The organism is Synechococcus sp. RedBA-s (assembly GCF_024345495.1).
Classification (GTDB): Bacteria; Cyanobacteriota; Cyanobacteriia; order PCC-6307; family Cyanobiaceae; genus Regnicoccus_A.
In genome coordinates this window covers 39,272-61,968 of sequence record NZ_JAGQBF010000008.1, presented here as the reverse complement: position 1 = coordinate 61,968, position 22,697 = coordinate 39,272, and the positions used below count along the sequence as shown (strand labels likewise).

Here is a 22,697-nt window from a genome sequence, read left to right as displayed (position 1 = left end):
AGTTTCTGGCTGAGGGCTACCCCAGCTGCTCATCGGATCCAGCACCACCGCTGCGAACGAGATCGGCAGCAGTGACTCTGCGGCGTGGGCGCACCAGCAGGCCTTCCTTCGGGGAAGGGCTGGGGATGACGGCCAGCGTCAGGTCCTGATCCAGCTCCATCTCCAGGGTGAGCTGTTTGAGCAGCCCCACCGCCAACAGCCGGATTTCCAGCTCCGCCAGCGCCTTGCCCAGGCAGACCCGCTCACCCCCTCCAAAGGGCAGCAGTGTCACTGTTTCGTCTCCGTCCAGATGCCGCTGGGGCCGAAAGGCCGCCAGATCCTCCGGATCTGCGCCGTGGCGCTGGCTGGCGGCAATGCTCACCTGCACGACCCGATCGGCCGGCACCAGCACACCGGCAAGGGCGATGGGCTCCCGTGTGCGGCGAAAGAAGCCCCCCACCGGCGGGGTCAGCCGCATCACTTCCTTCACCACCGCATCAAGACGTGGGGCGCGCAGGGCGTCGTAGGCGGTCACCGCTTCCCCCTCCGGAGCTGGCCAAGCCAAGCTGTCGAGTTCTTCCTGCAGCCAAGCCAGTTCAGCGGGATGCTGGAGCAGGGTCAAAAGCAGACAACTCAGCGAGGAGGCGGTGGTTTCGTAGCCAGCAAACAGCAGCAGCAGCAGCTGCTCCGCCACGTCGTCGTCGGCCAGGGGGAGACCGGCTTCATCCAGTCCTCCGGCCAGCAGATCGAGGCCGCCGGCGGCGAGGGGCGTTCCGGAGGCAGCGGCGGCCTCGGCCTTCTGGAGCACAGAGCCCAGACGCAGCAACAGGCGCTTGCGAGCCTGACGGGCTCTCGCGAATGGACTGCCTGGCAAGGCGAAAGGGAGGGAGAACAGGCCCTGGCACCAGATCTCGAAATCCACGAACAGGGCCTCGCGATCAACAGCATCGAGGCCCAGCACCGTGCTGGCGATCACGCTGAAGGCAAAGCGCCGCAGCTTTGGCACCAGGGCGACGGGCGCATCCGCGCCTAGCAGCTCCTGGTTGAGCGCCTCCACCAGCGCCACGATCGCCGGGCTATACCGCCTCAGGGCAGCAGAGGCGAACAGCTGCCCCACCACCCGACGGCGGGCCTTGTGATCGACACCGTTGCGGTTGGCCAGCGACAGCGGCCCCAGCAGCTCCCGCACACTGTCTGGCCACCAGCCCTGGACCGCCTCACCCTGGGCGAACAGGTCGCCGATCGCCTGTCCGCCGCGAATGAACACGGTGCGTTGCCCCAGCAGGCTGGTTTCGTAGACATCCCCATAGCGCTCGAAGCGTGAACGGGCGAAATCAGGATCTCGCAGGAAGGCAAGGGTCTCGAGCACACCGCTCACCGCAGGCGTGCACGGCAGGGGCCGAAGGGTGGTGGAAACGAGGGGCAAGCAACCGCAGCCGAGTGGTGCCCAGGCTGGCAGCCATGCGCTGACGTCGTGATGCCCAGGGGCCTCTAACCCTTGTTTCTGCGTCCCAGTACGGCAGCCGACACGGTGCGCCCTGATTGTCTTGCCTTCTGCAAGGGTGAACCCACCGGATGGCCCTGCTCTGGCACGCCCGACTCCTATCGATCCGGCCCCGGCCAGCCCGCAGCCCACCGAGGTGCTGGCCGGATCGATCGAGCGCGTCACCTTCCATAACGCCGAGAACGGCTTCTGCGTGCTGCGCATCAAGGCGCGCGGCCACCGCGACCTGGTGACGGTGGTAGGTCATGCCGCCGAGATCAGCGCCGGTGAATGGGTGACGGTGAGCGGCACCTGGGTGAACAGCCGAGAGCATGGCCAGCAGTTCAAGGCCTCCTTCCTCAAGGCCTCAGCGCCCACCACCGCAGAAGGCATCGAGAAGTACCTGGGTTCGGGGATGATCCGCGGCATCGGCCCGATCTACGCCAGCAAGCTCGTGGCGGTGTTCGGCGATCAGGTGTTCGAGGTGATCGAGCAGGCCCCCGAGCGGCTGCGGGAGGTGCCCGGCATCGGCCCGGTGCGGGGCCAGCGGATCAGCCAGGCCTGGGCGGATCAGAAGGTGGTGCGCGAAATCATGGTCTTCCTGCACAGCCAGGGCGTCGGCACCGCCCGGGCCGTGCGGATCTTCAAGACATACGGCAATGACGCCGTGCAGGTGATGGCGGAGAACCCTTACCGCCTGGCCCGTGACATCCGCGGCATCGGCTTCCGCACTGCTGATGCGATCGCCGCCCGGCTGGGTATCGAACCCGAGGCGATGATCCGCCTGAGGGCTGGCGTCAGCTATGCCCTGCTGGAGGCCAGCGGTGATGGCCACTGCGGCCTGCCCACCGCCGAGCTGCTCAAGCTGGCCGGTGAGCTGCTGGCCGTCGAGCGGCCCAGTGGGCCCCTTGATGAGACCGGCGCCACCAAGCGGGTGCCCCTGGAGAGCGGCCTGATCGAGTGCGCCCTGGATCTGGAGCTGAGCGAGGGCTCGGTGGTGGCCGACACCCTGGCCGGTGAGCCGGCCATCTTCCTGTCCAACTTGCACCGCGATGAACGGCGGATCGCGTTGTCCCTCCAGGCGCTGGCGGTGGGCGCTCCGCTCTGGGGAGCCATCGATGCAGCGAAAGCTGTCCCGTGGGTGGAGCAACGGCTGGGCCTGGAGCTCGCCGCCAGCCAGAAGGCAGCGGTGGAGCAGGCCATCTCCAGCAAGGTGCTGGTGATCACCGGCGGACCGGGGGTGGGCAAGACCACCTTGATCAACGCCATCCTGCGCATCCTGGCCGCCAAGAAGTTGCGCATCCTGCTCTGCGCCCCTACCGGCCGGGCCGCCAAGCGGATGGGCGAAACCACCGGGCTGGAAGCCAAGACGATCCATCGGCTGCTGGAGTTCGATCCGGCGGCCTTTGGCTTCAAGCGCAAGGCCGAGCTACCGCTGGAGTGCGATCTGCTGGTGGTGGATGAGACCTCGATGGTGGATGTGCCGTTGATGGCCTCCCTGCTGGATGCCCTCCCGCCCGAGGCGGCCCTGCTGTTGGTGGGTGATGTGGACCAGCTGCCCTCAGTGGGGCCCGGCCAGGTGCTGGCTGATCTGATCAACAGCGGCGCCCTGCCGGTGGCCCGGCTCACGGAGGTGTTCCGCCAGGCGGCCTCCAGCCGCATCATCACCACCGCCCACGCCATCAACGCCGGCACCATCCCCGATCTGCGGCCGCCGCCGGCTGAGGCCACTACCGACTTCTATTTTCTTCCCGCCGAAACGCCCGAGCAGGCGGTGGCCTTGATCCTCAAGGTGGTGGGCGAACGCATCCCGGCCCGCTTTGGCCTCGATCCAATCGCCCAGGTGCAGGTGCTCTGCCCGATGGCCCGCGGTGGCTGTGGCTCAAGGTCGCTCAACATCGAGTTACAGCAGCTGCTCAACCCCGACCCCACAGAGCAGGTGGAGCGATTCGGCTGGCGCTTTGCCCCGGCCGACAAGGTGATGCAGGTGGCCAACGACTACGAGAAGGAGGTGTTCAACGGCGATGTGGGCAGGGTGGAAACGATCGACGCCGATGCCAGTGAATTGACGGTGCGTTTTGACAGCCGGGAGGTGACCTACGGCTGGGGCGAACTCGACAACCTCGTGCCCGCCTATGCCTGCACGATCCACAAGAGCCAGGGCAGCGAATACCCCGCCGTGGTGATCCCCTTGCTGACCCAGCACTACGCGATGCTGCAACGCAACCTGGTGTACACCGGCATCACCAGAGGCAAGCAGCTGGTGGTGCTGGTGGGCCAGAAGAAAGCCCTGGCAATGGCCGTCAAGAACCACCTGGGCCGTAGGCGTTACACCAAGCTGGCGGAGTGCCTCAGCTGAGCGGCAGCGGTCCCGACGATCGAGACCCGCTCAGGCCCACCATTTCCACCAGGTTCTGCTGACCGCTGGCTTGGCGTGGCAGCCATCGCAGAGCGGGTAGTGGTGGGAATGGGCGCAGCCACAGATCATCACCGTGCTGGCCTGCTCGAGCCGCAGCTCGCGCGACACCCAGCCGGTGCCGAGGTGGGCGCCATCACAGAACCAGCCATGGCGGCTGCGGCCGCAGCGGCAGAGCTGGTGCACGCCGGCTGGCAGCTCCAGGGGAATCGGACCGACAAAGGGCGAAGCAGGCTCACCCATGGCATTCGCAGCCGCAGCCGGCGTGGCAGGGCTCGCCGTTGGGGTGCCCCGTGGCGCAGGCGTCGCTGCAGAAGAGCAAGGTGTCGCTGCGGATTGCTGTGTCCCCATGCACCGTGCAGTGACAGCCCGGGCAGGCGCACTGCAGCGTGGTTGGTCTCTCCAGGGTCGTGGTCATGGCGTCTCCTTGCTCAGGGCAGCTGAACCCACTCTGGAGCCGGCGCCGCTGCGGTGGATCGGCTTGCCAACTAACACCACGGTCTGCCGGCAGCGGGCGTTTCTCCACCAGCACCTGGCGAGTTCGGCACCAGCCTGTCGCCGGGCGACAATTACTCCTCGCCCTGGCTTTTGACCAGAGCCCGGCTGGCGGCCTGCGCTCGGAGGTGGCTGTCGCCTTTGATCTCCACGATTCGGCAGTGGTGCACCAGCCGTCCCACTGCTGCCACTGTCATGGAGCTGCTGGGAAAGATCTCCTCCCAGGCGCTGAACGGCTGGTTGGAGGTGATCAGGATCGAGCGCCGCACGTAGCCGACATCATCGATCAACAGCAGGGGGTAGCGATCCAGCCGTTGCAGTGCTGCCGGCAGTGCGTAGTCGGAGCGGGTCTTCTGCAACTCCTGCACCAGGGCGGTGGCGGGATAGAAGCGGCAGGGCTGATCCAGGCCGATCCGGGCCAGGGCGATGCCGCTGGCCATGTGGGTCTTGCCGACACCGCTGGGGCCGAGTAACAGCAGGTTCTCGCCTCGCTGCAGCCAGTCCGGATCCCTGGCGAGGCCTTCCAGCTCCTGCCAGTGGATGGGCTCGATGCGGTGGCGGTGGCCGCGATCGGTCAGAAGGGCCTGCCGGTGAACCAGCCGGAGGTGACCTACAGCCTGGAGACGCTGAGCGAGACCTTCACGGCACCCGAGCTGGCCTGCCTCAGCGAGATCAGCGGCCTGCTGTGAACTGGGGTTGGAGCAGGGAGGGTTTGAGTTCGAGGCCGACTATGCCGAGGCGGCACAACGGTTCGGATCCAACTCCTGAAGCATGCAACCCCCTCGGTAACAGCAGAGTTGACCACTCGGGCAGATCACAACCAGTCGACAGGAATAGCCTCCCAGCCGGTGGGATCCCACAGGTCAATCAGCGCTTCCAGCCCTCTTCCCATCCATCGGGCTGCTTCTTCCCTTTGGGGCCATGGCCTTCCCCTTCTGGTGACGGTATCCATTCGTAGAAGCCATTGGCCGGCAGCAGGCAGCGGTGATGGCGCCACGGACCGCGAAAGAACGGCTTCTGACTCACGGTTTCGCTGCGGGCATTGATCGGGCGGCTTTTGCCGCTTGTGTCCTTCAGCCAGCTGGGGACCAGACCCCACTGGGCGTAGCCCACCTCAGGCCTCCCCTGCTGCAGCCGCTGGATCAGCAGCGGTTCACCGGTCCGCACTTGCTGACGCGCCTGGTAGTGCTCGAGGAACCCCCCCGTCAGCGGACCCTTGAGCCTTGGCAGCAACTGATCGATCGTGGAGGTGAGGCGAGTAGCGGCCACACATCAGCGACGCCTGTGGATCCGGCTGGGCTGCTCCCAATCTGCGTGGACTGCCCCCTGGCAGGGCAACCACCCTGCCGGAAGCCATGACCAGCCACGTACGGGTGCAGCTGGTCCCTTGGAGCGTCTGAGGCTTCTTGAGGGCTGGTTGATCAGCGCCGACCAAGAGGAAACGGGGCAGGCCAGGGCGTGTTACATTTGGAAATATTGCTGGTTTTCCGTGTTTCCCGCCATTTTCAGTTTCTTATTTGCGATACTTACATTTGTACAGGTGCCCCAGTGGGATAACGATTGGACGAAATGTTCAGTCTCTGTTCCCGACACTGCATGCCATTGGTATGTCGTTAACCCTGACAATACCTTTGGAAAAGGCTTTAGTTGGATTACTGCTCCAAGCTACGACGTAGAAGCACTCAGAAGCATAGGCCTACAGCACGAATATACGGTTGCTCAGGGTTATCAAACAACCGTTGAACTTATGAATGCTAAAACCGATGTGAAGTATGGTGATAATTATTAGATTTGAGAATTAGGAATATCTAGCTCGACTCGAATATCCACTCCTTAATCGTATTAAACAGCCTCGAGTACATTGTAAGAAAAACTTTGTGAATTTACATTGGCCGACAGGCGGCATCCATGGTCTTGATTAGGTAGCTGCTCCGCACTCCTCAAGATACGTTTCGGCCGAGCTCCGCAGCTGCAGATGACATGAAACACACGATCGGTCATCGCTGCCAAGTTGAAGAGCCGGTTGAAGCGGTAGTTTAAGGCACCGAGGTAGCGATCAGCGTACTTACCAAATTTCAGGGCATGGAAGGTGCCACTGAAGCTGGTTTTCAAGTTGCTCTGCACCGTGTTGATCCAACGGAATTCTGGCAGTTCATTGGGATAGCGTCCTTTCCCTACCACAGATTGATGCAGGCAACCGACTATTGCCTGCATGATCTTGTTGTGAGCCAGCCATGCCGTGCGGTAGTTCACGCCGAGATGGCGCCTCAGAGCGAGTGAGGAGATGCCAGTGTCTTGGCCTGGCCCACCAGGTAGAAAGCGAGAAACCAGGTGGTCAAAGGCAACTTGGTCGCCCCCAGGATGGTTCCGGCCGTGAGGGTGGCCTCATGACGGCAGCTCCGGCATTGATATCGCTTGTGGCGCCTGCCGTGGATCAGTCCGTACTCCTTGCCCTCACAGCGGCGGCAACGGAAGCCATCAGGCCAGCGCGCCTGAACCAAGGCTGCTACTGCTTCGCAGAAGCCCAAGGGCTACGCATTTCTCCTCGGTGCCGTAGAGCTCGATGAACCTTGGCAGCGACAGGCCGGCCTGGAACTGAATCCGACTCATGGCCATGGCAGTCACCACTGGTACGCACATACCAGGCTAGGCGACAAAGTCAGCTGACGGAGCTTGCTACCTAATCAAGTCTCCTTTTCGTACAGCTCGACAGTCACTTTCATGGTTTATAGGCTGTTATCTCAGACTTTGAGTAAGCATGACAGTTGCGCACGATCCATCAGCGCCAGTTTTGGGAGTGGAGCCGGCGCCACCGGGGCCCAGTCGCTATAGCCCACGGAGGTGAGGGTGACGAGGGCGAACCACATGCCATTACCCGCTCCGCGCAGGGAATGACAGGGGAAATTGTCCGGGTTGGTGCGGTGCTCCGCCAGCCAGATCAGAGTCCCCACCGTGAACAGACAGATCAGCAGCACCCCGGCTGAGGAGAGGGCCGACCAGCCCAATGGCAAGACGGAGGAGCGGACGGCTGGAGGAGAACGGCAAGGGCAGCCAACAGGTGAGAGGCGGACCTCAGGGTCACTGGGTCAGTCAGGGCTGATTCAGTACACCAGAGCTGGTTGGTGTGGTCTGCCGGGCGGAGTTGTTGATCCCCATCACGAAGGCCTGAATCTGATCGTAGAGGTGAACAAAGGCCCCTTCCGAGTCCTGCATCAGGTCATGCCAACGCCCGCTTGATGCGTTGCGTCTGAACAGATGACGTGGACGCGAGAAACTGAACCAGCCCAGGCGCAGGGAGTGGGCTGAGGAAACTTCTGAGCCCGTAACGACGCCGCAGGGACGTGCTGGTTCTGCTGGGTAAAGGTGCCCTTCAGCCGGATCCGTTCCTGTGAGGGGGAAGTTCCGCAGCCTGTCCATCGGCCACTTTGCAGCGGCTTCTGTCCTGTAAGCAATCTGAGCGATCTGAGCGATGGGGGCAGGGGGACTTGAACCCCCACAACGTTGCCGTCTGCGGATTTTAAGTCCGCTGCGTCTACCAATTTCGCCATGCCCCCGGCCAAGGGATCCTAGGTTTGCGTCACATTGCCTCCACGGTCGTGCCGTTCCCCGGGTTGCTGAGCTCCTTGACCATGGATCTTGGGTCGATCTCCCCTGACACTCTGCTGGTGCTGGGCGCCTATCTGCTGCTGGGCGGTGCCTACCTGGTGGTGGTGCCCCTGGCCCTCTACGCCTGGATGCACAAGCGCTGGACCGTGATGGGCAAGATCGAGCGCACGGCGGTCTACGGCCTTGTGTTCCTGTTCTTCCCCGGCCTGATCCTGTTCGCGCCCTTCCTGAACCTGCGCATGGCGGGTCAGGGGGAATGAAGCGGGGTCAGGCGCTGCTGATCGGGCTCGGGGTTTTCCTCGCCGGTGGAGTGGGCTACGCGGGCTTCAAGGCTGCGGGATTCGAGGGTTTTTCAGCCGGCATTGCCGCCGAGGCCCTGCTGATCCTGCTGGTCATGGGCTGGACGGGCTCCTACCTGCTGCGGGTGGTTACCGGCAAGATGAGTTTCATGGAGCAGCGTCGTCGCTACCGCGCTGCCTTCGATGCCCTCACCACCGAGGAACTGCAGAAGGAATTCGACGCCCTCACCCCTGTGGAGCAGGAGAAGCTGTTGCGGGAGATCGGCCAGTGGCAGGACGACGCCACAGCCTGACCCCATAGGCTCAGGGCTGCCCGCCTCCGCCGCACGGCCCCGATGAGCGCCGCTCCCGCCACCCTCGCCATCACCCCGATCCAGCGGCGCTTCGCTGGGCTCCAGCAGCAGGGGCGCTGCGCCCTGATGCCCTTCCTGATGGCGGGCGATCCCGACCTGTCCACCACCCGCGCCACCCTGCTGGCCCTGGAGGCCGAGGGCAGTGACCTGATCGAGCTAGGGATTCCCTACAGCGATCCCCTGGCCGACGGGCCGGTGATCCAGGCCGCTGCCGGTCGGGCCCTCGCCGCCGGCACCACCCCCGGCGCTGTGCTGGAGATGCTCGCCAGCTTGAAGGGTGAGCTGAGCCTGCCCGTGGTGCTCTTCACCTACACCAACCCACTGCTCAACCGCGGTCTCGAAGCCTTCTGCCGCGACGCCGCCGCCGCCGGTGCCGCCGGGCTAGTGGTGCCCGACCTACCCCTGGAGGAAGCGGAGCGCCTCTCGCCGATCGCCACTAGTCACGGCCTCGACCTGGTGCTGCTGGTGGCACCCACCACCCCTGCGGAGCGGATGGCGCGGATTGCTGAGGCCAGCCGCGGCTTCACTTATCTGGTGAGTGTCACGGGGGTCACCGGTGTGCGCACCAGCCTGGAGAGCCGGGTGGGTGATCTGGTGCAGCAGCTCAAGGGCCTCGGCCCCAGGCCGGTGGCGGTGGGCTTCGGCATCTCGGGCCCCGAGCAGGCCCGGCAAGTGCGCGATTGGGGCGCCGATGGAGCGATCGTCGGCAGTGCCCTGGTGAAGGTGATGGCAGCAGCCCACCAGCAGGGCTCCGATCCCGCTGCCGCCGCCGCTGGATTCATCGCCGGTCTGCGCCGGGCCCTCGACGCCTGAAACCGCCCATGGTCCCGGACGACTCCCCCATGGCCCTGCCCTTCTCCGAGGCCTGCGAACGCAACAAGGAACCGATCCTGGCGGCGCTGCGCCAGTGGCTGCAGCAGGGGCAGCGGGTGCTGGAGGTGGGCTCCGGCACCGGCCAGCACGCCGTGCACCTCTGCCGGCACCTGCAGGTGGTGTGGCAGCCCAGCGACCGGGCCATCAACCTGGCTGATCTGCGCCGCCGCTGCCAGCTCGAGGGTCAGGCCAGCGGTCAGCTGGGGTGGCTGCTGGCCCCCGCTGAACTGGATGTGCTCCAGCCCCACTGGCCTGCGGGCCCCTTCGATGCGGTCTTCAGCGCCAACACGGCGCACATCATGCCCTGGAGTGCCGTGCCCTCCCTGCTGGAGGGCAGCGCCAGGGTGCTCAGGGCTTCGGGCCTGCTGCTGCTCTACGGCCCCTTCCATGACGGGGGCCGTCACACCAGTGCCAGCAACGCCGCCTTCGATCAACACCTGCGCAGCCTCGATCCCGCCATGGGCGTGCGCGATGCCCGGGAGATCAGCGGACTGGCTGCCGGCTGTGGATTGCAGGCCATCGATGATCTGCCCATGCCCGCTAACAACCGGTTGCTGGTGTTCCGCCGCGAGGACGCGGCGGGGCCTTCTCCCCGGCCATGACCAGCGCCACGGCGGTGCAGGTGGCCCTGCTGGGGATGCCCAACACCGGCAAGTCGACGCTTTACAACAAGCTCACCGGCGGCCACGCCAGGGTGGCCAACTGGCCCGGGCTCACAGTGGATCTGCTGCGCGGATCCCTGCCCGCCGACAGCTGCGGCCGCCCCTACGACCTGATCGATCTGCCTGGCATCCACGACCTGCTCGGCAGCAGTGAGGATGAGGCGATCGTGCGCCGCTTCCTCAGCGCCACCCGTCCGGATCTGGCGGTGGTGGTGCTCAATGCCAGCCATGCCGACACTCAGCTGCGGCTGGCCCTGGAGTTGCAGGCCACCGGGCTGCCTCTGCTCCTGGCCTTGAACATGGGCGATGAGGCCCGGCGCTTCGGCGTCCGCATCGACCACCAGCGCCTGGCTGCCGACCTGGGCTTGCCGGTGCTGGTGATCAGTGCCCGCCAGGGCCAGGGGCTCGACACGCTGCTGGAGCGCATCCACGGCTTTGCCCAGCTGGTGCCGGCCCCCACTCGCCTGCTGCCTGAAACGGAGCTGGAGGAGCACCAGGCCCGGCTGGTGGCCAGCTGCATCGCCGGCCACGACCAACCCAATCCGGATCCCGGTCGCGACCGCCTCGATCGGCTGTTGCTGCACCCCCTGCTGGGCCTGCTCAGCTTCTTTGTGGTGATGCTGGCGGTGTTCCAGCTGATCTATGCCGTGGGCGGGCCGATCCAGGCCTGGCTGGCCAGCCTGTTCGACGGCCTCGAGGCCCAGCTGCTGCAACCGGCCCTGGAATCCCTGGACCTGCCTGATTTCTTCAGCCGGCTGCTCAGCGAGGGGCTGTGGATGGGCGCCACCACGGTGATCAGCTTCATGCCGATCATCTTTCTCTTTTACATGATGATCGCCCTGATCGAAGACTCGGGCTATCTGGCCCGCTCGGCCTTTCTGATGGATGGGGTGATGCACTGGCTGGGGCTCGATGGCCGCAGCTTTGTGCTGCAGATCATGGGCTTCGGTTGCAATGTGCCGGCGATCATGGGCACCCGGGTGATTCGCGACCGGCCCCAGCGCTGGCTGGCGATGCTGATGATTCCGTTTTCGCTCTGTCAGGCCAGGCTGACGGTGTTCGTGTTCATGGCCGGCGCCTTCTTCCCCAGGCCCTGGTGGGCCGCGGGGGCGGTGATCTTCGGCTTTTATGTGGTCAGCTTTGGTGCCGCCGTGCTCACGGCCCTGTTGTTCAAGGGGGTGTTCCCCAGCCAGGGGGGCTTTGTCTTGGAGTTGCCCCCGTATCGGGCCCCCAGCCTGGGCACGGTGTTCAGCCGCGCCTGGCTTGAAATGGTGACGTTCTTCTTCACTACCCGCCGCTTCATCATCCTCGGGGTGATCGCCATCTGGCTGCTGAACAACCTCCCCCCGGGGGTGGATCACCTCTCCGGCCAGTCACTGGCGGGTCAGATCGGCAGGCTGGTGCAGCCGTTGCTGGGGCCGATTGGCATGAACCCTGAGCTGACGATCTCGCTGATCTTCGGCTTCATTGCCAAGGAAATCCTGTTGGGGGCCATGGCGGTGATCTATGCCACCCGCGAGAGCGCCCTGGCCAGCGCGGTGGTGGGGGCGATCCGGCCGCTGCAGGCCCTGAGTTTCATGATGTTCACCCTCCTCTACACCCCCTGCCTCTCGACGGTGGCGGTGCAGCTGAGGGAAAGCCACAGCGGTCGCTTCGTGGCGCTGTCGCTGCTGTGGTCCTTCAGCCTGGCCTGGGTGATGGCCTTCCTCCTGTACCAGGGAGGGCTTCGTCTCGGTATGAGCTGAGGGGCCGCGCCTCCATCTCGGAGGCATCTGAGCGACGCAGCATGAAATCGAGCAGGCCCATGCGCAGGTGCAGGATGCCGCCTGGGCTGCCCCGGCGCATCACCAGTAACTGGCAACCCGGCTTCACCCCCATGGCCCGCAGCCGTGCCTTCAGGTTGGGATGGCTGGGGAGAGTGAGCAGCTCCAGCGGCTGAGCGAGGGGCGCGTCGGCCAGGTTCATGTCCTGGTTCAGGGCTGCTTCAACGGCTGGGTGCACTCAAGCAGTGCGGCGTTCAGAGAACGCTGTGGAGCAGCCATTCGCCGAGGCTGGCGGAGATCGCCCCCAGCAGCAGCAGCAGGCGGGTGGTAGTGCCCAGCAGGCGGGAGCAGATCAGATAACGGATGGGAATCACAACGGGGTCTCCCTGGAGTTGGAAATTGGAGGTCAAGCGCGTGTGCAGCTCAGGTGCGAGTGGAGGTCAGCGGCGGTGGATGGATCAGACGGTGGCGGCCTCGAGCTGCTGGAGTTGATCCAGCGACAGGGCAAAGGGTGGCGAGCCATGGCGGGAGAGGGGCCAGCGGCGCACCCAGCAGGTGCTGGTGTCGGCGTCGATATTGATCACTTGATAGGTGTGGTCAGGGCTGGTGGTGAGCCGGACCATCTGGCCTTGGTGAAGAGTCATGGGTAACAACGAGTTCTCTGGATTGGCTGGGCCCCGATTGACTTGAAGCCTCAGATGGTTGATCGAAGTGTGACGGTGACCCGGAGCAAACCCGGAAGCCTTGCCAACGTAAAGGAGTATTTCAGAAGCTTGACAGCCAGTTGCTTTTCAGTAATCAGTGTTGGCAGATGAACACCCAAGGCTGCTCGGTGATGCATCAGGCTGGGTTCACGATCAGCTACAGCCATGCCCCAGACCCTGCACAAACCTGACTCTCCCCTGGCCCGCGCCCGACCCGTTCAGCAGGAGCCGCGCAAGGGATTCGGATCCAGCCAAGCCACTCGGGCCACTTCTGGCCGCGCCAAGGGCCAGGCCAGGGGCGGCAAGAAACGCAATCCAGCCCTCAGCAAGGCCGATTGGGGGCCCCTTGGCAAGCACCCCGACCTGGACTCCATCGTGGCCCGGCAACGGCTGCACCTGCCGCGCTGCGGCCGCATCACAGCCACCGCTGTGACCCGCGCCTGGAAGCTGGCCGCGGCCGAGCACCATCCCGACCGTGGCGGCCAGCACGACACCATGCAGCTGGTCAACGGCGCCCGCGACCTGCTCCTTGGCCGGGGCCTTCAGAGCTGAGGCGCTTGGGCTGCGCCGGGTCTGCAGTCAGAGTGCTAGGGAGATTAGCGACAGCCGATGGCCAAATTCGTTCTCTGGGGCACCTACAGCCCTGACGTTCTTGAACGGCGGGGGCCCTTCCGCGAGGAGCATCTGGCCGGGCTGCGCCAGCAGAAGGAGCAGGGAGTGCTGCTCACCCTCGGGCCCACCGCCTGCACCACCAGGGTGTTCGGCCTCTATGAAGCCGAGAGCCAGGAGCAGGTGGAAGCCCTGGTGAAGGGCGATGTGTACTGGCGCCAGGGGATCTGGACTGGCGTGGAGGTCTACCCCTGGATTCAGGCCTTCTGATCTCAGCGCCAACTCTCAGGCCGCGGGTTTCGTCGCTGCGGGCCAGTTGAGCTGGGCCTGCTGCCACACCCAGTCGGCCACCGCCTGCGGTCCCCCTGGGCCCAGCACCTCCCCGTAGCCCGACATCTGGCCGAGGCCGGCTGCGGCAATGGCGGCGATGGCCTCGGGGCCGGTGATGCCGTTGCGCTCCAGGGCCTTGAGCTTGAGGGTCTTGCCGCGACGCAGGATGTTGCCGCCATTGATGTGGCACCCGGCGCAATGGTTGGCAAACAGGCTCTCGCCGGACGCGCCCCAGGCCGGCTGGGGCCACCAGAGCAGCAGCACAAGGCCGAACAAGGCCAGGAACCCCAGCCAGCGGCGCCAGGCCGAGGGGCCGCTGGAGATGGTCTGAAGCAAAGTCATCCGGGGGCTGGGGCGCCAGGAGTGTCAGTCTGCTGGTTTGTCAGCCTTCAGGGCGCGCAGGTAACGGTCGTAGAGATCCTGCGGTGAGCGGTAGCGCCGGGGCAGGGAGCTGTGCAGGGCACTGAGGTGATGCCAGCAGAGGGTGAGCTCGATGCGCTCCAGACTGCGGCCGTCGGCCACCAGACGACGCAGGGCCTGGCAGTAGGCCGAAAAGCCCGCCTCCAGTTCACCGATGCTGGGCGGTCGTGAGCCTGCCATGGCGTTCCCCGGCGCTCACCGTGTTGACACGGCCAAACGCTGAACCTGACACCACGCTATGCAGCGGGCCAGGCGGCACCAGGCCAGGGGCAGGCGCTGAAACAAAGTTGTCTCAATTCGTTGGGCCGCCTCGATACCCTCCCAGCAGCCAGCCAGGGGCCAGCCCATGCACAGCCAGCGACCCCTCAGCCCCCACGACCTTGAGGCGGTGCGTGAGGTGTACCGCGACGCGGTGCTCAGCCAGGCCCCACAGCTCTACAGCCCCGAGCAGGTGAAGGCCTGGGCGGATGTGGTGCTGGAGCGCTCCCCTCTCGACACGATCCTGGCGCAGGGCATCGGCCTGGCCAGCTGCTCCCGGGATGGTGCCGTGATCGAGGCCTTCGCGGTGCTGGAGCCCGCCGATCGCATCTCTTTGCTCTACTGCCGTGGCAGGGCCAGCCGCCAGGGCCGCTCCACGGCCTTACTCCGTGCCCTCGAGGCCCTGGCGCGGGGCTACGGCAGCCGTCGACTGCGCACGGAAGCCAGCTTTCTCTCGCGCCCCCTGTTCGAGCGGGAGGGCTGGAGCGTCGACTGGATCGAGGAACTCAACATCGGCTCCGTGCCCTTTCGCCGCTTCCGTATGGTCAAGGACCTGCCCTCCGACTGAGCGCCCGCCATGGCCGAGGAGCAGCTGCAGACCTTTCTCGAGAAAGTTCGCCAGCTCAACGCCTTTGTGGCCCAGAGCGAGGCACAGCCCGAGCTGCGTGCGGCCCTGGCGGGCTGCTCCAGTCACCACGAGGTGGTGGCCCTGGCCCGGGCGCAGGGCTATGACATCGGCAAGCGCTGGGGCGAACCGGTCGCAGACCTGCAGACAGGGAAGCTCGTCGGAGCGGGCAACCTGCTGCAAAGCCCCTGTCCGCCGGCGGGGGAGGAACGGCTGGACGTGCTGCTGAAGAGCCCCGACCTGCGCCTGGAGCGGATTCACTCCTGCGCCCACAGCACAGCCAGCGGCCAGTGGTGCGAGCAGCCGCAGAGCGAATGGGTGCTGCTGCTGCGTGGCAGTGCCCGCCTGCGCTTCGAGGATGAGGCCGGGACACGGGATCTGGCGGTGGGCGACAGCCTGCTGATCGCCCCCCGACGTCGCCACCGGGTGGTGGCTACTGATCCGGATCCCGGAACACTTTGGCTCGCCCTCTTCTGGACGCCTTCTCCATGAGCGTGGAGGAACGCACCAGCCAGTACCCCGCCGAGAGGCTCAACACCGTGATCCCCAGTCCTGCCAGCAGCAGGGGTTTGTCCTCGGCGCCGGGCTGGAGCACGATCACCTTCCGCGCCACGGCGGTGAGGGCGGTGAGCAGCACCAGCTCGATCTGCACCACGTGGTGGCGCAGGTAGGCGGTGACGTTCTGCAGCACCTCTAGGGCAATCAACACGGTGAGCACATCACCGAGGATTTTGATCAGATCGTTGCCTAGCCAACCGGTGCTGGGGTTGAAGAACTCCTGCCAGACCCGAACAATCAGCTGAGTGGAGGCGGCGATCAGCACCACGCAGAGCAGAATCGAGAGCGCCTTGGCCAGTTGCCGCTCAAAACGATCGACGAGCGCCAGGAACGCTTCGTCATCAAAGAGGCCGGAGAATCTGGCCATCAATTGTTAAAGGGTTCGAACTGGGGGCGAGCGGGAGACTCGCCCGGAGGGTTCTTGAGCTTGGTGTCGCAGGTCACCGCCCCATCCTTGGGATCGGTGACGCAATCAGTGGGCTCCACCTGGGTGGGCACGCCCACCCGGCTGCCGGGACCAAGGTTGTAGCGCAAGCTCTGGGCCTTGAGGGTTGATGGGGCCAGGGCGAGCAGGGCGAGGACCGCCATCGCCAGGATCTTGGGGGAAGTGGATGCCATGGAGGGCTGCGTGGCTCCTGCCACTCTGCCCTCCGGGCGCTAGATCCGCCGGTCCTGTCGGATCTCCTCAAGAAGCAGATCCAGCTGGTCCTGGGAAATCTCTCCAGCCTCGTCGGAGTAGGCCCCATCGCCCTCCTGCCGGTGCCACAGCTCCTCGATGTTGCAGAGCCTCGCGGCCAGGGCACTGACCCCCCCCTGGGCATGCAGCTGCTGAAGGGTGTCCAGCAGCACCGGCATCCGAATCGACTCGGCCTGCAGGGCCCGCCTCAGATCCGCCTGGGTGCGTCCCTGGTGGCGCAGCCAGTCCTTGAGGAAGGTCTGGAGGTCCTCCAGCTGCTGGTCGCTGAGGAAGGAGCGCTCAGCAGGAGCCGTTCTGGCGGGTGAGCTGCTGGGATCGGGCATCAACGGCCGGGGGGGAACCAGCGATCCAGCTTGCGCCGGGCCCTGGAGCGGATGTCTGGGGTGAGATGGCGCCCGGTGAGGCCCAGCAGGGCCGTGAGCGCCACCAGATCATCGCTGAAGCCTGCGGCGGGAATGAAATCGGGAATGAGATCGAAGGGCAGCAGCAGATAAGTGAGGGCGGCGAGCATGGTCAGCCGCACCTGGTTGGGGGTGCTGCCATCAAGCAGCAGCTCCAGGCATTCCAGGGCCGGCAGGGCAATGGCACGACCCGCCTTGCGCAGCAGCCTCTTAAGCAGCCCTTCGTCGATGACCGTGCTCTCCAGCACTTCCGTCTCAACGGTGGTCTGATCTCCAGAGTCTGAGCCGCGCCCTGAAGCGGATCCATCAGAGAAGTCGTACAGGCTGGCGTCGATTGGGGCCATGGCTCACTCAGGGAGCAGCGGACACGGCCATCATCATCAACCGAGCCTGAGCGGGCAAGGACGGTTTCAGTCCCCTTTCGGACGGTGATCCGGCCCTATCCCGCTTCCACAAGGCCGCTCTGTACACCGGCCTTGCGCAACTTACGCAGGGCGCGTTGCACCACCTGGCGGCAATACTCACGGCTGCAGCCCAGCTGGCGGGCCACCTCCGCCAGGGTGCGCCATTCGTGGCTGCCATCAAGCCCGAAGCGCAGGATCACCACCGTGCGCTCGCGTGGAGTGAGACTTGAACTCTCAAGCAATGTCCACACCGAGGCGCTGCGCTCAGCCAGCTCTGCCCGCTCCATCGGGGGCATTTCATCACTGGGCAGCACATCCACCAATTCGGTGGGATCCGACTTGGATCTGACCGCCCCTTGGAGGCTGACCGTGACACTGCGCAGTTCACAGGAGAGCAGGTCTTCCACCTCCGAGAGCGGAAGACCCATGCTGACGGCCAGCTCCTTGGCTGAGGCGCTCAGGCCATTGGCCTGCAGGAGCCGTGCCTTGGCGGCGCGCAACTTAGTGAGCTTTTCGTTCACATTCACCGGGATACGAATCGTGCGGCTCTGGGTGGAGAGGGCGCGGTTCAGTCCCTGGCGGATCCACCAGTAGGCATAGGTGCTGAACCGGTGACCACGAGTGGGGTCGTACTTCTCCACAGCCCGCACAAGACCCAAAGTCCCCTCCTGGATCAGATCGAGCAAATCCAGTCCTTTGCCCTGATATCGCTTGGCAAGGTTCACCACCAGGCGAAGATTCGCGGTGATCATCTGATCCTTGGCCAGCTCACCCGTGCGGATCGTGCGGCGCTCCACATCGCTGTACTCGCAGGCTTCACCGCTGCCACCGGCCTGGGTGCATCGCTCATGGAGCGCGACCATCGCTTGGACCTTGCGCCCGAGGGTGAGCTCCTGATTTGGGGTGAGCAATTGATGACGACCGATCTCTCCGAGAAAGGAACTCAACGAGCTAGCCATGTTCAACCCCGAAGCTGTAATGAATTTAGGCCGAAAATTCATTTCAGCCAGAATCATCAGAAAGGCTTCCAACTTCCAACTTGCTTCGGTATTCGGACTTGATTTTGAATGTGGTTTCAAGACAGGCCGCCAGATCGGCCCGCTCAGCTGACGACTCACTTCCGGGCCTCCCTCGCTACTGTCTTGGCCCACACCAAGCAAAATCCTGTCCATGACAGCCCTGGTTCATCTGCCCGCCGCCTTACTGTTGCCTACCGGTGTGCTGCCCAGTGCCGCCGTGGCCTATGTCCACTACCTCAGTTTCATGGTCTGCTTCGGGGCGCTGGTGCTGGAGCGCCGCCTGATCCGGCCGGACCCTGATCGCTCCGTGGCCATCACCATGGTCATCACCGACATCGTGTACGGCATCGCGGCTCTGCTGGTGCTGCTCAGCGGCATCCTGCGGGTGCTGCACTACGGCCAGGGCAGCAGCTTCTACACCGAAAATCCGCTGTTCTGGTGGAAGGTGGGGGTTTATCTCACGGTGGGCGCCCTCTCGCTGTATCCCACGGTCACCTACATCCTCTGGGCTCTGCCGCTGCGCAAGGGCGAGCTGCCCCAGGTGAGCCAGGGCCTGGCCACCCGTCTGGGCTGGATTCTCAACATCGAGCTGGTGGGCTTCGCCACCATCCCCCTGCTGGCCACCCTGATGGCCCGCGGCGTCGGGCTGCCGGGCTGAGGGGGCTGCGTGCCCAGTTCCTCCACCATTCGGCGCCTGGTGCTGATCGCGCTGCTACTGGCCGCTCCGTTGGCCAATGCCGACCCTGTTGGGGCTGATCGCCATGGTGAGCAGAGCTGCCCTATGGCCACCTCCAGCCGCCCCATCAGGCCGCTGCCCCAAGGGCCAGACGGCTCAGCTCACAGCCCAAGCCCAGCAGCAGCAGCTCCAGCAGCCCCGTCTCCCACAGCCCCCGACTACCGCCACCTGCTGGAGACCACACCGCTGGGCTGGCCCAGGCTTGATCGCTGGTGCATATGGGTGCAACCCCTGGGGGAGCCCGGCCCCGGCCTTCGCTTTGAGCAGCGCTGGCAGCAGGCGGTCGACGGCGCCCTGGCCAGCTGGGGCTCAGAACTCAGCCTGGTGATGGTGAGCGATCCCGCCCGGGCCCAGATCCTGATCCATCGGCGACGGCCTCCGCTCCTGGATGCTCAGGGCCGCCGACGGGCCAGCCATGGCCGCGCCCTCCTGGAGCTGCTGGAGGTGGAGCGCCAGGGGGCCTGGCGCCCTGAGCCCCGTGTGCTGGTGTTGCTCAGCCCCGATCAGCGCCTGGAGGCCCTGCAGGCCACGGCGCTGCATGAACTGGGACACGCCATCGGTCTCTGGGGCCACAGCGATGAGCTTGGCGATGCCATGGCGGCGGTGCCCGGTGCCCAGCCGAAGCTCAGCCTCAGTGCCCGCGACCGCGCAACAGTGCGCTGGCTCTACCAGCAACCAAGCCGCTTCGGGCCGCCGCCCTAGGGCGTGCGTTGCTCGTGTTGGTGGCCAGGGGAGCGGGCCGGCTCCACCGTCAGAGGTACGGGGGGCTTGGCGGGAGCGTTCAGTTGCACCAGTCCATGGCCCTCGAGGCCGGCCCACCACACGCCCATGGTGGTGACCCCGGCGGTGAGCACCCCCATGTTCACCACCGCCGCCGATACCAGACCCATCGAGACGGCCCCGAGGCTGATCACCCCCATCGGCACCACGCCAATCGCAACCACTCCCATGGGAACAATCCCGATCGAGATGATCCCCAGGGGGGCGACGCCGGTGGCCAGCAGCGGCGGGCGTCCTCCGCAGTTGGCGGGGCTGTCCTGGGGCGAAGGAGGCAAGGGGGGACTAGCTGAAGTGTTTCGACCCTATTCGCGGCCTCAACTCCGGCGCGGAGCGCCACGGCGGGCGGCAAGCATCTCCAGCACCCGGCGCCACTCGACCCCGTGGTGGGCCAGGGCCACCTGGAGGTGAAAGATCAGATCGGCCGCCTCCCCGGCGATGCCATCGGCCTCGTCGTCCTTACAGGCCATCACGAACTCGGCACTCTCCTCACCGATCTTTTTGAGGATGCGGTTGTCGCCCCCCGCCAGCAGACGGTTGGTGTAGCTCCCCTCCACCGGGTTATCACGACGATCCTGGATCTGCCGCGCCAGCTCAGTGCAGGCATCGGCCGGTGGGTCGGTCAGCGCTGGGGTGCTGATCGCCTGGGGCGGAGCGGGCGTGAAGAAGCAGCTGCGCGTTCCCGTGTGGCAGGCCACATCCCCCACCTGCTCCACCGTCAGCAGCATCACGTCGCTGTCACAGTCGTAGCGGAGGCCCTTCAGCCGCTGCAGATGGCCACTGGTGGCGCCCTTGTGCCACAGCTCGGCCCGGGAGCGACTCCAGTAGTGCACTTCGCCCGTGGCCAGGGTCTGCTTGATCGACTCCCGGTTCATCCAGGCCAGCATCAGCACCGCACCATCGAGCCAGTCCTGGGCGATGGCAGGAACCAGGCCGGCTCCATCGAAGCGCAGCTGATCCAACCAGGCGGCGGGGTCTGCCCCGATCGGGCTGGGGGGCTGAAATGATGCCTCCAAGGAAGAGGAGTCCGGCTGCTGCGATCCTCTCCCATCCCGGCGATGGTCCTGTTCACCTGCTCGAAACAGTTCAGCGGTTACCCCTGCTGTCACCGCCAGTGGCGGCACCGGGGCCACTGCCGCTTCGTGCACGGCTACAGCCGCAGCTTCACCTGCTGGTTCCGGGCCAGAGAGCTGGATGCCAATGGTTTCGTGGTGGATTTCTCGGGCCTCAAGACGCTGGAGGCCCAACTGGCCGGGCAGTTTGATCACACCTTCCTGGTGAATGCCGATGACCCGCTGCTGGAGCAGTGGCGCTCGTTGCATGATCAAGGAGCCCTCGACCTGCGCGTGATGGCCAACGTGGGGATGGAGAGCAGCGCGGAGCTGGTCTGGGGCTGGGCCAACGAGCTCCTGCGCGCCCGCGACGACGGCCGCAGCTGCTGCTGGAAGGTGGAGGCGCGTGAGAACGAGCGCAATGCCGCCTGCTATGAGGCCACCCCCGAGTGGTTCGCCCAGGACCGGCAGTGAAGGGTGTGGAGCGGCTGGCTGGCCCCAACTGGGCTGCCACCGCAACAACCAGGATGAGGCCTGATCCAACCAGTAGATTATTGACCTCGACTGGGTCTTCATCACTGCTTGGCGTTCGAGATCCTATTCATCCTGTTGCTGATCATCGCCAACGGGATCTTCTCAGGCTCTGAAATCGCCGTAGTTTCAGCCCGGAAGCTGCGGCTGCAGCAGTTGGCCGAGAAAGGGAACCGCCCTGCTCAAGCGGCCCTTCGCCTGGCGGAATCGCCTAACGATTTCCTCTCGACGGTGCAGATCGGCATCACCCTGATCGGCATCCTCAGCGGTGCCGTTGCCGGGTCCACGGTGGCGCAGCATCTCAGGCCCATCTTCGATGGCATCAAGGCGCTGCAGCCCTATAGCGAAGGATTAAGTGTCACGCTGGTGGTGGCCCTGATCACCTACCTCTCCCTGGTGATCGGCGAGTTGGTGCCCAAGCGGATTGCCTTGGCCAATCCGGAGCGGATCGCCTGCCGCATCGCCCCCGCCATGCGCACACTCTCCAGAATGAGTGCCCCGGCAGTGCACCTGCTCGGCATCTCCACTGATGCTCTGCTGAGACTCCTGAACGTGGACCCCTCCGCTGAACCCGACGTCACCGAGGAGGAAATCAAAGCCCTGATCCGCCAGGGTGCCGATTCCGGTGTCTTCGAGGAAAGTGAGCATGACATGGTGCAACGGGTGTTGCGACTGGGAGATCGCACGATCAAGACAATGATGACGCCGCGCACTGAGATCCGTTGGCTGGATCTGGAGTCATCCCTGGAGTGGAATCTCACTGAGGTTAAGGAGTCGAACCACTCCCGTTTCCCGGTAGGCCGAGGCAGTCTGGACGACTGCCTCGGTATCGTTCGAGTGCGAAGCCTGCTCACCGCCCAACTGGGCAGCGACCCCATTGATCTGGAAGCGCTTTGCCAGCCGCCGCTCTATGTGGCGGAATCGATCCGGTCCCTCACGGTGTTAGAGCAGTTCAAACGCACCGGCATTCACATCGCCCTGGTCACTGATGAGTTCGGTGGGGTGGAGGGTCTCGTGACGCTCAACGATCTGATGGAGGGCATCGTCGGGGACCTGCCAGCGTTGGAAGACGAGGAGGAGCCTTCATTCGTGATCCGCGATGATGGCAGTTGGCTGGTGGACGGCAGCCTCGACATCAATGATTTTGATGATCGAATCGGCAGCAAACTGCTCGGCTCAGATGAACAGCGGCAGTATCACACCATGGCTGGATTCGTGATTCATGCACTGGAGCGCATCCCCAAGGCATCCGACCATTTCAACTGGCAAGGATATCGCTTTGAGGTGATGGATATGGATGGAAAGCGCGTTGACAAGATTCTGGTAATGCCTCTTGAGATGAAGTGATCAAGCCAGGGCTAATGGATCACAATGATAGATGCAACGACCCAGCGAGCCAGCAATGAATTGTTGATCGATGAAGGCAGGGCATCGATTTTCCATTTTTTGGTTGCGGTTGAATCAGCAGATGTCACGGCTGAGCTGCAATGGTCTGAGGGGTGTTGGTGCCTCCATCTGTCGTGCCCTGTCAACGTTGTGGCTGCCGCATGATCACCAAAGGGAGTCTGGGGAAGGGCTCGATGATCTGCGTGGGGTGTGGTCACCCTGTGCTTGGAATAATGAATCATCGGGGACTGGGCTTCTGGC

The 22,697-nt window shown here is 64.8% G+C and carries 34 protein-coding genes, 1 tRNA gene and 1 pseudogene; 16 read left to right on the top strand and 20 right to left on the bottom strand.

Translation table 11 applies throughout. The annotated features are described in order from the left end of the window. Positions 1-16 precede the first annotated feature (16 nt). A complete protein-coding gene (locus tag KBY67_RS04775) occupies positions 17-1,405 on the bottom strand; it encodes a cytochrome P450 (protein ID WP_255109286.1) in 1,389 nt (462 codons plus the stop codon). A gap of 136 nt (positions 1,406-1,541) precedes the next feature. On the opposite strand from KBY67_RS04775, the gene KBY67_RS04770 reads away from it, so the two are divergent. Beyond that, a complete protein-coding gene (locus KBY67_RS04770) occupies positions 1,542-3,821 on the top strand; it encodes an ATP-dependent RecD-like DNA helicase (RefSeq protein ID WP_255109285.1) in 2,280 nt (759 codons plus the stop codon). A gap of 30 nt (positions 3,822-3,851) precedes the next feature. Here the strand turns inward: KBY67_RS04770 and KBY67_RS04765 are convergent, their stop codons facing one another. The 3 genes from KBY67_RS04765 to KBY67_RS04755 form a co-directional block, all read right to left on the bottom strand. Further along, positions 3,852-4,121 (bottom strand): CDGSH iron-sulfur domain-containing protein, encoded by a 270-nt coding sequence (locus KBY67_RS04765; protein ID WP_255109284.1) that lies wholly within the window; start codon positions 4,119-4,121, stop codon positions 3,852-3,854. Continuing rightward, positions 4,114-4,296, bottom strand: a complete 183-nt coding sequence (locus tag KBY67_RS04760) for a metallothionein (RefSeq protein WP_255109283.1) — start codon at positions 4,294-4,296, stop codon at positions 4,114-4,116. Before KBY67_RS04760 ends, KBY67_RS04765 begins: the two co-directional genes overlap by 8 nt. Before the next feature lie 151 nt (positions 4,297-4,447). Continuing rightward, on the bottom strand, positions 4,448-4,870 hold the full coding sequence (locus KBY67_RS04755) for an ATP-binding protein (RefSeq protein WP_255109397.1): 423 nt from the start codon (positions 4,868-4,870) through the stop codon (positions 4,448-4,450). Positions 4,871-4,909: 39 nt separating this feature from the next. On the opposite strand from KBY67_RS04755, the gene KBY67_RS04750 reads away from it, so the two are divergent. Next, positions 4,910-5,062: a hypothetical protein gene (locus KBY67_RS04750; protein ID WP_255109281.1), complete on the top strand. Its 153-nt coding sequence runs from the start codon at positions 4,910-4,912 to the stop codon at positions 5,060-5,062. A gap of 178 nt (positions 5,063-5,240) precedes the next feature. Here the strand turns inward: KBY67_RS04750 and KBY67_RS04745 are convergent, their stop codons facing one another. Beyond that, positions 5,241-5,642, bottom strand: a complete 402-nt coding sequence (locus KBY67_RS04745) for an SOS response-associated peptidase (RefSeq protein WP_255109279.1) — start codon at positions 5,640-5,642, stop codon at positions 5,241-5,243. A 118-nt stretch (positions 5,643-5,760) separates the two neighbouring features. Here KBY67_RS04745 and KBY67_RS04740 point away from each other — a divergent pair, with 118 nt between their 5' ends. Then, positions 5,761-6,162 (top strand): hypothetical protein, encoded by a 402-nt coding sequence (locus tag KBY67_RS04740; protein ID WP_315855550.1) that lies wholly within the window; start codon positions 5,761-5,763, stop codon positions 6,160-6,162. A gap of 140 nt (positions 6,163-6,302) precedes the next feature. On the opposite strand, the pseudogene KBY67_RS04735 reads toward KBY67_RS04740, so the two are convergent. From KBY67_RS04735 to KBY67_RS04725, 3 genes and pseudogenes are all read right to left on the bottom strand, one after another. After that, positions 6,303-6,989: pseudogene (locus KBY67_RS04735) on the bottom strand (transposase); the annotation flags it as partial. A gap of 125 nt (positions 6,990-7,114) precedes the next feature. Then, positions 7,115-7,384, bottom strand: coding sequence for a potassium channel family protein (locus KBY67_RS04730; RefSeq protein ID WP_255109277.1), 270 nt, complete (start codon positions 7,382-7,384; stop codon positions 7,115-7,117). A gap of 459 nt (positions 7,385-7,843) precedes the next feature. Further along, positions 7,844-7,927 (bottom strand) — tRNA-Leu (locus KBY67_RS04725). A gap of 75 nt (positions 7,928-8,002) precedes the next feature. Here KBY67_RS04725 and KBY67_RS04720 point away from each other — a divergent pair. From KBY67_RS04720 to feoB, 5 genes are read left to right on the top strand one after another with little or no spacing between them, the layout of a single operon-like run. Then, complete coding sequence (locus KBY67_RS04720) at positions 8,003-8,239, top strand: NAD(P)H-quinone oxidoreductase subunit L (protein ID WP_255109393.1); 237 nt, start codon at positions 8,003-8,005, stop codon at positions 8,237-8,239. Continuing rightward, positions 8,236-8,571 (top strand): DUF3007 family protein, encoded by a 336-nt coding sequence (locus KBY67_RS04715; RefSeq protein WP_255109275.1) that lies wholly within the window; start codon positions 8,236-8,238, stop codon positions 8,569-8,571. The genes KBY67_RS04720 and KBY67_RS04715 overlap by 4 nt, the downstream gene beginning before the upstream one ends. Before the next feature lie 42 nt (positions 8,572-8,613). Continuing rightward, positions 8,614-9,444 carry a tryptophan synthase subunit alpha gene (gene trpA, locus KBY67_RS04710; protein ID WP_255109273.1) on the top strand — a complete coding sequence of 277 codons (831 nt, stop codon included), beginning with the start codon at positions 8,614-8,616 and terminating at the stop codon, positions 9,442-9,444. Positions 9,445-9,452: 8 nt separating this feature from the next. Next, positions 9,453-10,106 carry a DUF938 domain-containing protein gene (locus tag KBY67_RS04705; protein WP_255109271.1) on the top strand — a complete coding sequence of 218 codons (654 nt, stop codon included), beginning with the start codon at positions 9,453-9,455 and terminating at the stop codon, positions 10,104-10,106. After that, the gene (feoB, locus tag KBY67_RS04700) at positions 10,103-11,911 is read left to right on the top strand and encodes a ferrous iron transport protein B (RefSeq protein WP_255109269.1); all 1,809 of its coding nucleotides are present in this window, start codon (positions 10,103-10,105) and stop codon (positions 11,909-11,911) included. The genes KBY67_RS04705 and feoB overlap by 4 nt, the downstream gene beginning before the upstream one ends. Here feoB and KBY67_RS04695 read toward each other — a convergent pair. From KBY67_RS04695 to KBY67_RS04685, 3 genes are read right to left on the bottom strand one after another with little or no spacing between them, the layout of a single operon-like run. After that, a complete protein-coding gene (locus KBY67_RS04695; protein ID WP_255109267.1) occupies positions 11,847-12,131 on the bottom strand; it encodes a FeoA family protein in 285 nt (94 codons plus the stop codon). The genes feoB and KBY67_RS04695 overlap by 65 nt on opposite strands. A gap of 52 nt (positions 12,132-12,183) precedes the next feature. Then, complete coding sequence (locus KBY67_RS04690; protein ID WP_255109265.1) at positions 12,184-12,339, bottom strand: hypothetical protein; 156 nt, start codon at positions 12,337-12,339, stop codon at positions 12,184-12,186. A 48-nt stretch (positions 12,340-12,387) separates the two neighbouring features. After that, entirely contained in the window at positions 12,388-12,573 is a 186-nt protein-coding gene (locus tag KBY67_RS04685) for a hypothetical protein (protein WP_255109263.1), read from the bottom strand. A 225-nt stretch (positions 12,574-12,798) separates the two neighbouring features. Between KBY67_RS04685 and KBY67_RS04680 the strand changes: the two genes are divergently transcribed. Together KBY67_RS04680 and KBY67_RS04675 are read left to right on the top strand one after the other, a co-directional pair. Next, the gene (locus KBY67_RS04680; protein WP_255109260.1) at positions 12,799-13,185 is read left to right on the top strand and encodes a molecular chaperone DnaJ; all 387 of its coding nucleotides are present in this window, start codon (positions 12,799-12,801) and stop codon (positions 13,183-13,185) included. Between the two features lie 57 nt (positions 13,186-13,242). Further along, entirely contained in the window at positions 13,243-13,512 is a 270-nt protein-coding gene (locus tag KBY67_RS04675; protein WP_255109258.1) for a YciI family protein, read from the top strand. A 15-nt stretch (positions 13,513-13,527) separates the two neighbouring features. Here KBY67_RS04675 and KBY67_RS04670 read toward each other — a convergent pair whose 3' ends face one another. Both KBY67_RS04670 and KBY67_RS04665 read right to left on the bottom strand, forming a co-directional pair. Next, on the bottom strand, positions 13,528-13,914 hold the full coding sequence (locus KBY67_RS04670; protein ID WP_255109256.1) for a c-type cytochrome: 387 nt from the start codon (positions 13,912-13,914) through the stop codon (positions 13,528-13,530). Positions 13,915-13,938: 24 nt separating this feature from the next. After that, complete coding sequence (locus KBY67_RS04665) at positions 13,939-14,172, bottom strand: DUF3136 domain-containing protein (RefSeq protein WP_255109254.1); 234 nt, start codon at positions 14,170-14,172, stop codon at positions 13,939-13,941. A gap of 166 nt (positions 14,173-14,338) precedes the next feature. Here KBY67_RS04665 and KBY67_RS04660 point away from each other — a divergent pair, with 166 nt between their 5' ends. Together KBY67_RS04660 and KBY67_RS04655 are read left to right on the top strand one after the other, a co-directional pair. Next, positions 14,339-14,818, top strand: coding sequence for a GNAT family N-acetyltransferase (locus tag KBY67_RS04660; RefSeq protein WP_255109252.1), 480 nt, complete (start codon positions 14,339-14,341; stop codon positions 14,816-14,818). A 9-nt stretch (positions 14,819-14,827) separates the two neighbouring features. Next, entirely contained in the window at positions 14,828-15,367 is a 540-nt protein-coding gene (locus KBY67_RS04655) for a Nif11 domain/cupin domain-containing protein (protein ID WP_255109250.1), read from the top strand. Here KBY67_RS04655 and KBY67_RS04650 read toward each other — a convergent pair. From KBY67_RS04650 to KBY67_RS04630, 5 genes are all read right to left on the bottom strand, one after another. Next, on the bottom strand, positions 15,309-15,800 hold the full coding sequence (locus KBY67_RS04650) for a phosphate-starvation-inducible PsiE family protein (protein ID WP_255109248.1): 492 nt from the start codon (positions 15,798-15,800) through the stop codon (positions 15,309-15,311). The genes KBY67_RS04655 and KBY67_RS04650 overlap by 59 nt on opposite strands. Further along, positions 15,800-16,051 (bottom strand): hypothetical protein, encoded by a 252-nt coding sequence (locus KBY67_RS04645; protein WP_255109246.1) that lies wholly within the window; start codon positions 16,049-16,051, stop codon positions 15,800-15,802. Before KBY67_RS04645 ends, KBY67_RS04650 begins: the two co-directional genes overlap by 1 nt. Positions 16,052-16,090: 39 nt before the next feature. Further along, complete coding sequence (locus tag KBY67_RS04640; RefSeq protein WP_255109244.1) at positions 16,091-16,453, bottom strand: hypothetical protein; 363 nt, start codon at positions 16,451-16,453, stop codon at positions 16,091-16,093. Continuing rightward, positions 16,453-16,875, bottom strand: a complete 423-nt coding sequence (locus KBY67_RS04635; protein ID WP_255109242.1) for a YkvA family protein — start codon at positions 16,873-16,875, stop codon at positions 16,453-16,455. Before KBY67_RS04635 ends, KBY67_RS04640 begins: the two co-directional genes overlap by 1 nt. A 95-nt stretch (positions 16,876-16,970) precedes the next feature. Then, positions 16,971-17,894 (bottom strand): sigma-70 family RNA polymerase sigma factor, encoded by a 924-nt coding sequence (locus tag KBY67_RS04630; protein ID WP_255109240.1) that lies wholly within the window; start codon positions 17,892-17,894, stop codon positions 16,971-16,973. A gap of 211 nt (positions 17,895-18,105) precedes the next feature. On the opposite strand from KBY67_RS04630, the gene KBY67_RS04625 reads away from it, so the two are divergent. Together KBY67_RS04625 and KBY67_RS04620 are read left to right on the top strand one after the other, a co-directional pair. Beyond that, a complete protein-coding gene (locus KBY67_RS04625) occupies positions 18,106-18,612 on the top strand; it encodes a DUF2214 family protein (protein ID WP_255109239.1) in 507 nt (168 codons plus the stop codon). Positions 18,613-18,621: 9 nt separating this feature from the next. Then, complete coding sequence (locus tag KBY67_RS04620; RefSeq protein ID WP_255109237.1) at positions 18,622-19,392, top strand: matrixin family metalloprotease; 771 nt, start codon at positions 18,622-18,624, stop codon at positions 19,390-19,392. On the opposite strand, the gene KBY67_RS04615 is transcribed toward KBY67_RS04620, so the two are convergent. Together KBY67_RS04615 and hisIE are read right to left on the bottom strand one after the other, a co-directional pair. Continuing rightward, positions 19,389-19,745, bottom strand: coding sequence for a hypothetical protein (locus KBY67_RS04615; RefSeq protein WP_315855549.1), 357 nt, complete (start codon positions 19,743-19,745; stop codon positions 19,389-19,391). The genes KBY67_RS04620 and KBY67_RS04615 overlap by 4 nt on opposite strands. A 39-nt stretch (positions 19,746-19,784) precedes the next feature. Further along, positions 19,785-20,483 (bottom strand): bifunctional phosphoribosyl-AMP cyclohydrolase/phosphoribosyl-ATP diphosphatase HisIE, encoded by a 699-nt coding sequence (gene hisIE / locus KBY67_RS04610; RefSeq protein WP_261350563.1) that lies wholly within the window; start codon positions 20,481-20,483, stop codon positions 19,785-19,787. Positions 20,484-20,525: 42 nt separating this feature from the next. Here hisIE and KBY67_RS04605 point away from each other — a divergent pair, with 42 nt between their 5' ends. Both KBY67_RS04605 and KBY67_RS04600 read left to right on the top strand, forming a co-directional pair. Beyond that, positions 20,526-20,993: a 6-carboxytetrahydropterin synthase gene (locus tag KBY67_RS04605; RefSeq protein WP_255109235.1), complete on the top strand. Its 468-nt coding sequence runs from the start codon at positions 20,526-20,528 to the stop codon at positions 20,991-20,993. 108 nt (positions 20,994-21,101) lie between these two features. Beyond that, the gene (locus KBY67_RS04600) at positions 21,102-22,397 is read left to right on the top strand and encodes a hemolysin family protein (protein WP_255109233.1); all 1,296 of its coding nucleotides are present in this window, start codon (positions 21,102-21,104) and stop codon (positions 22,395-22,397) included. Positions 22,398-22,697 lie beyond the last annotated feature (300 nt).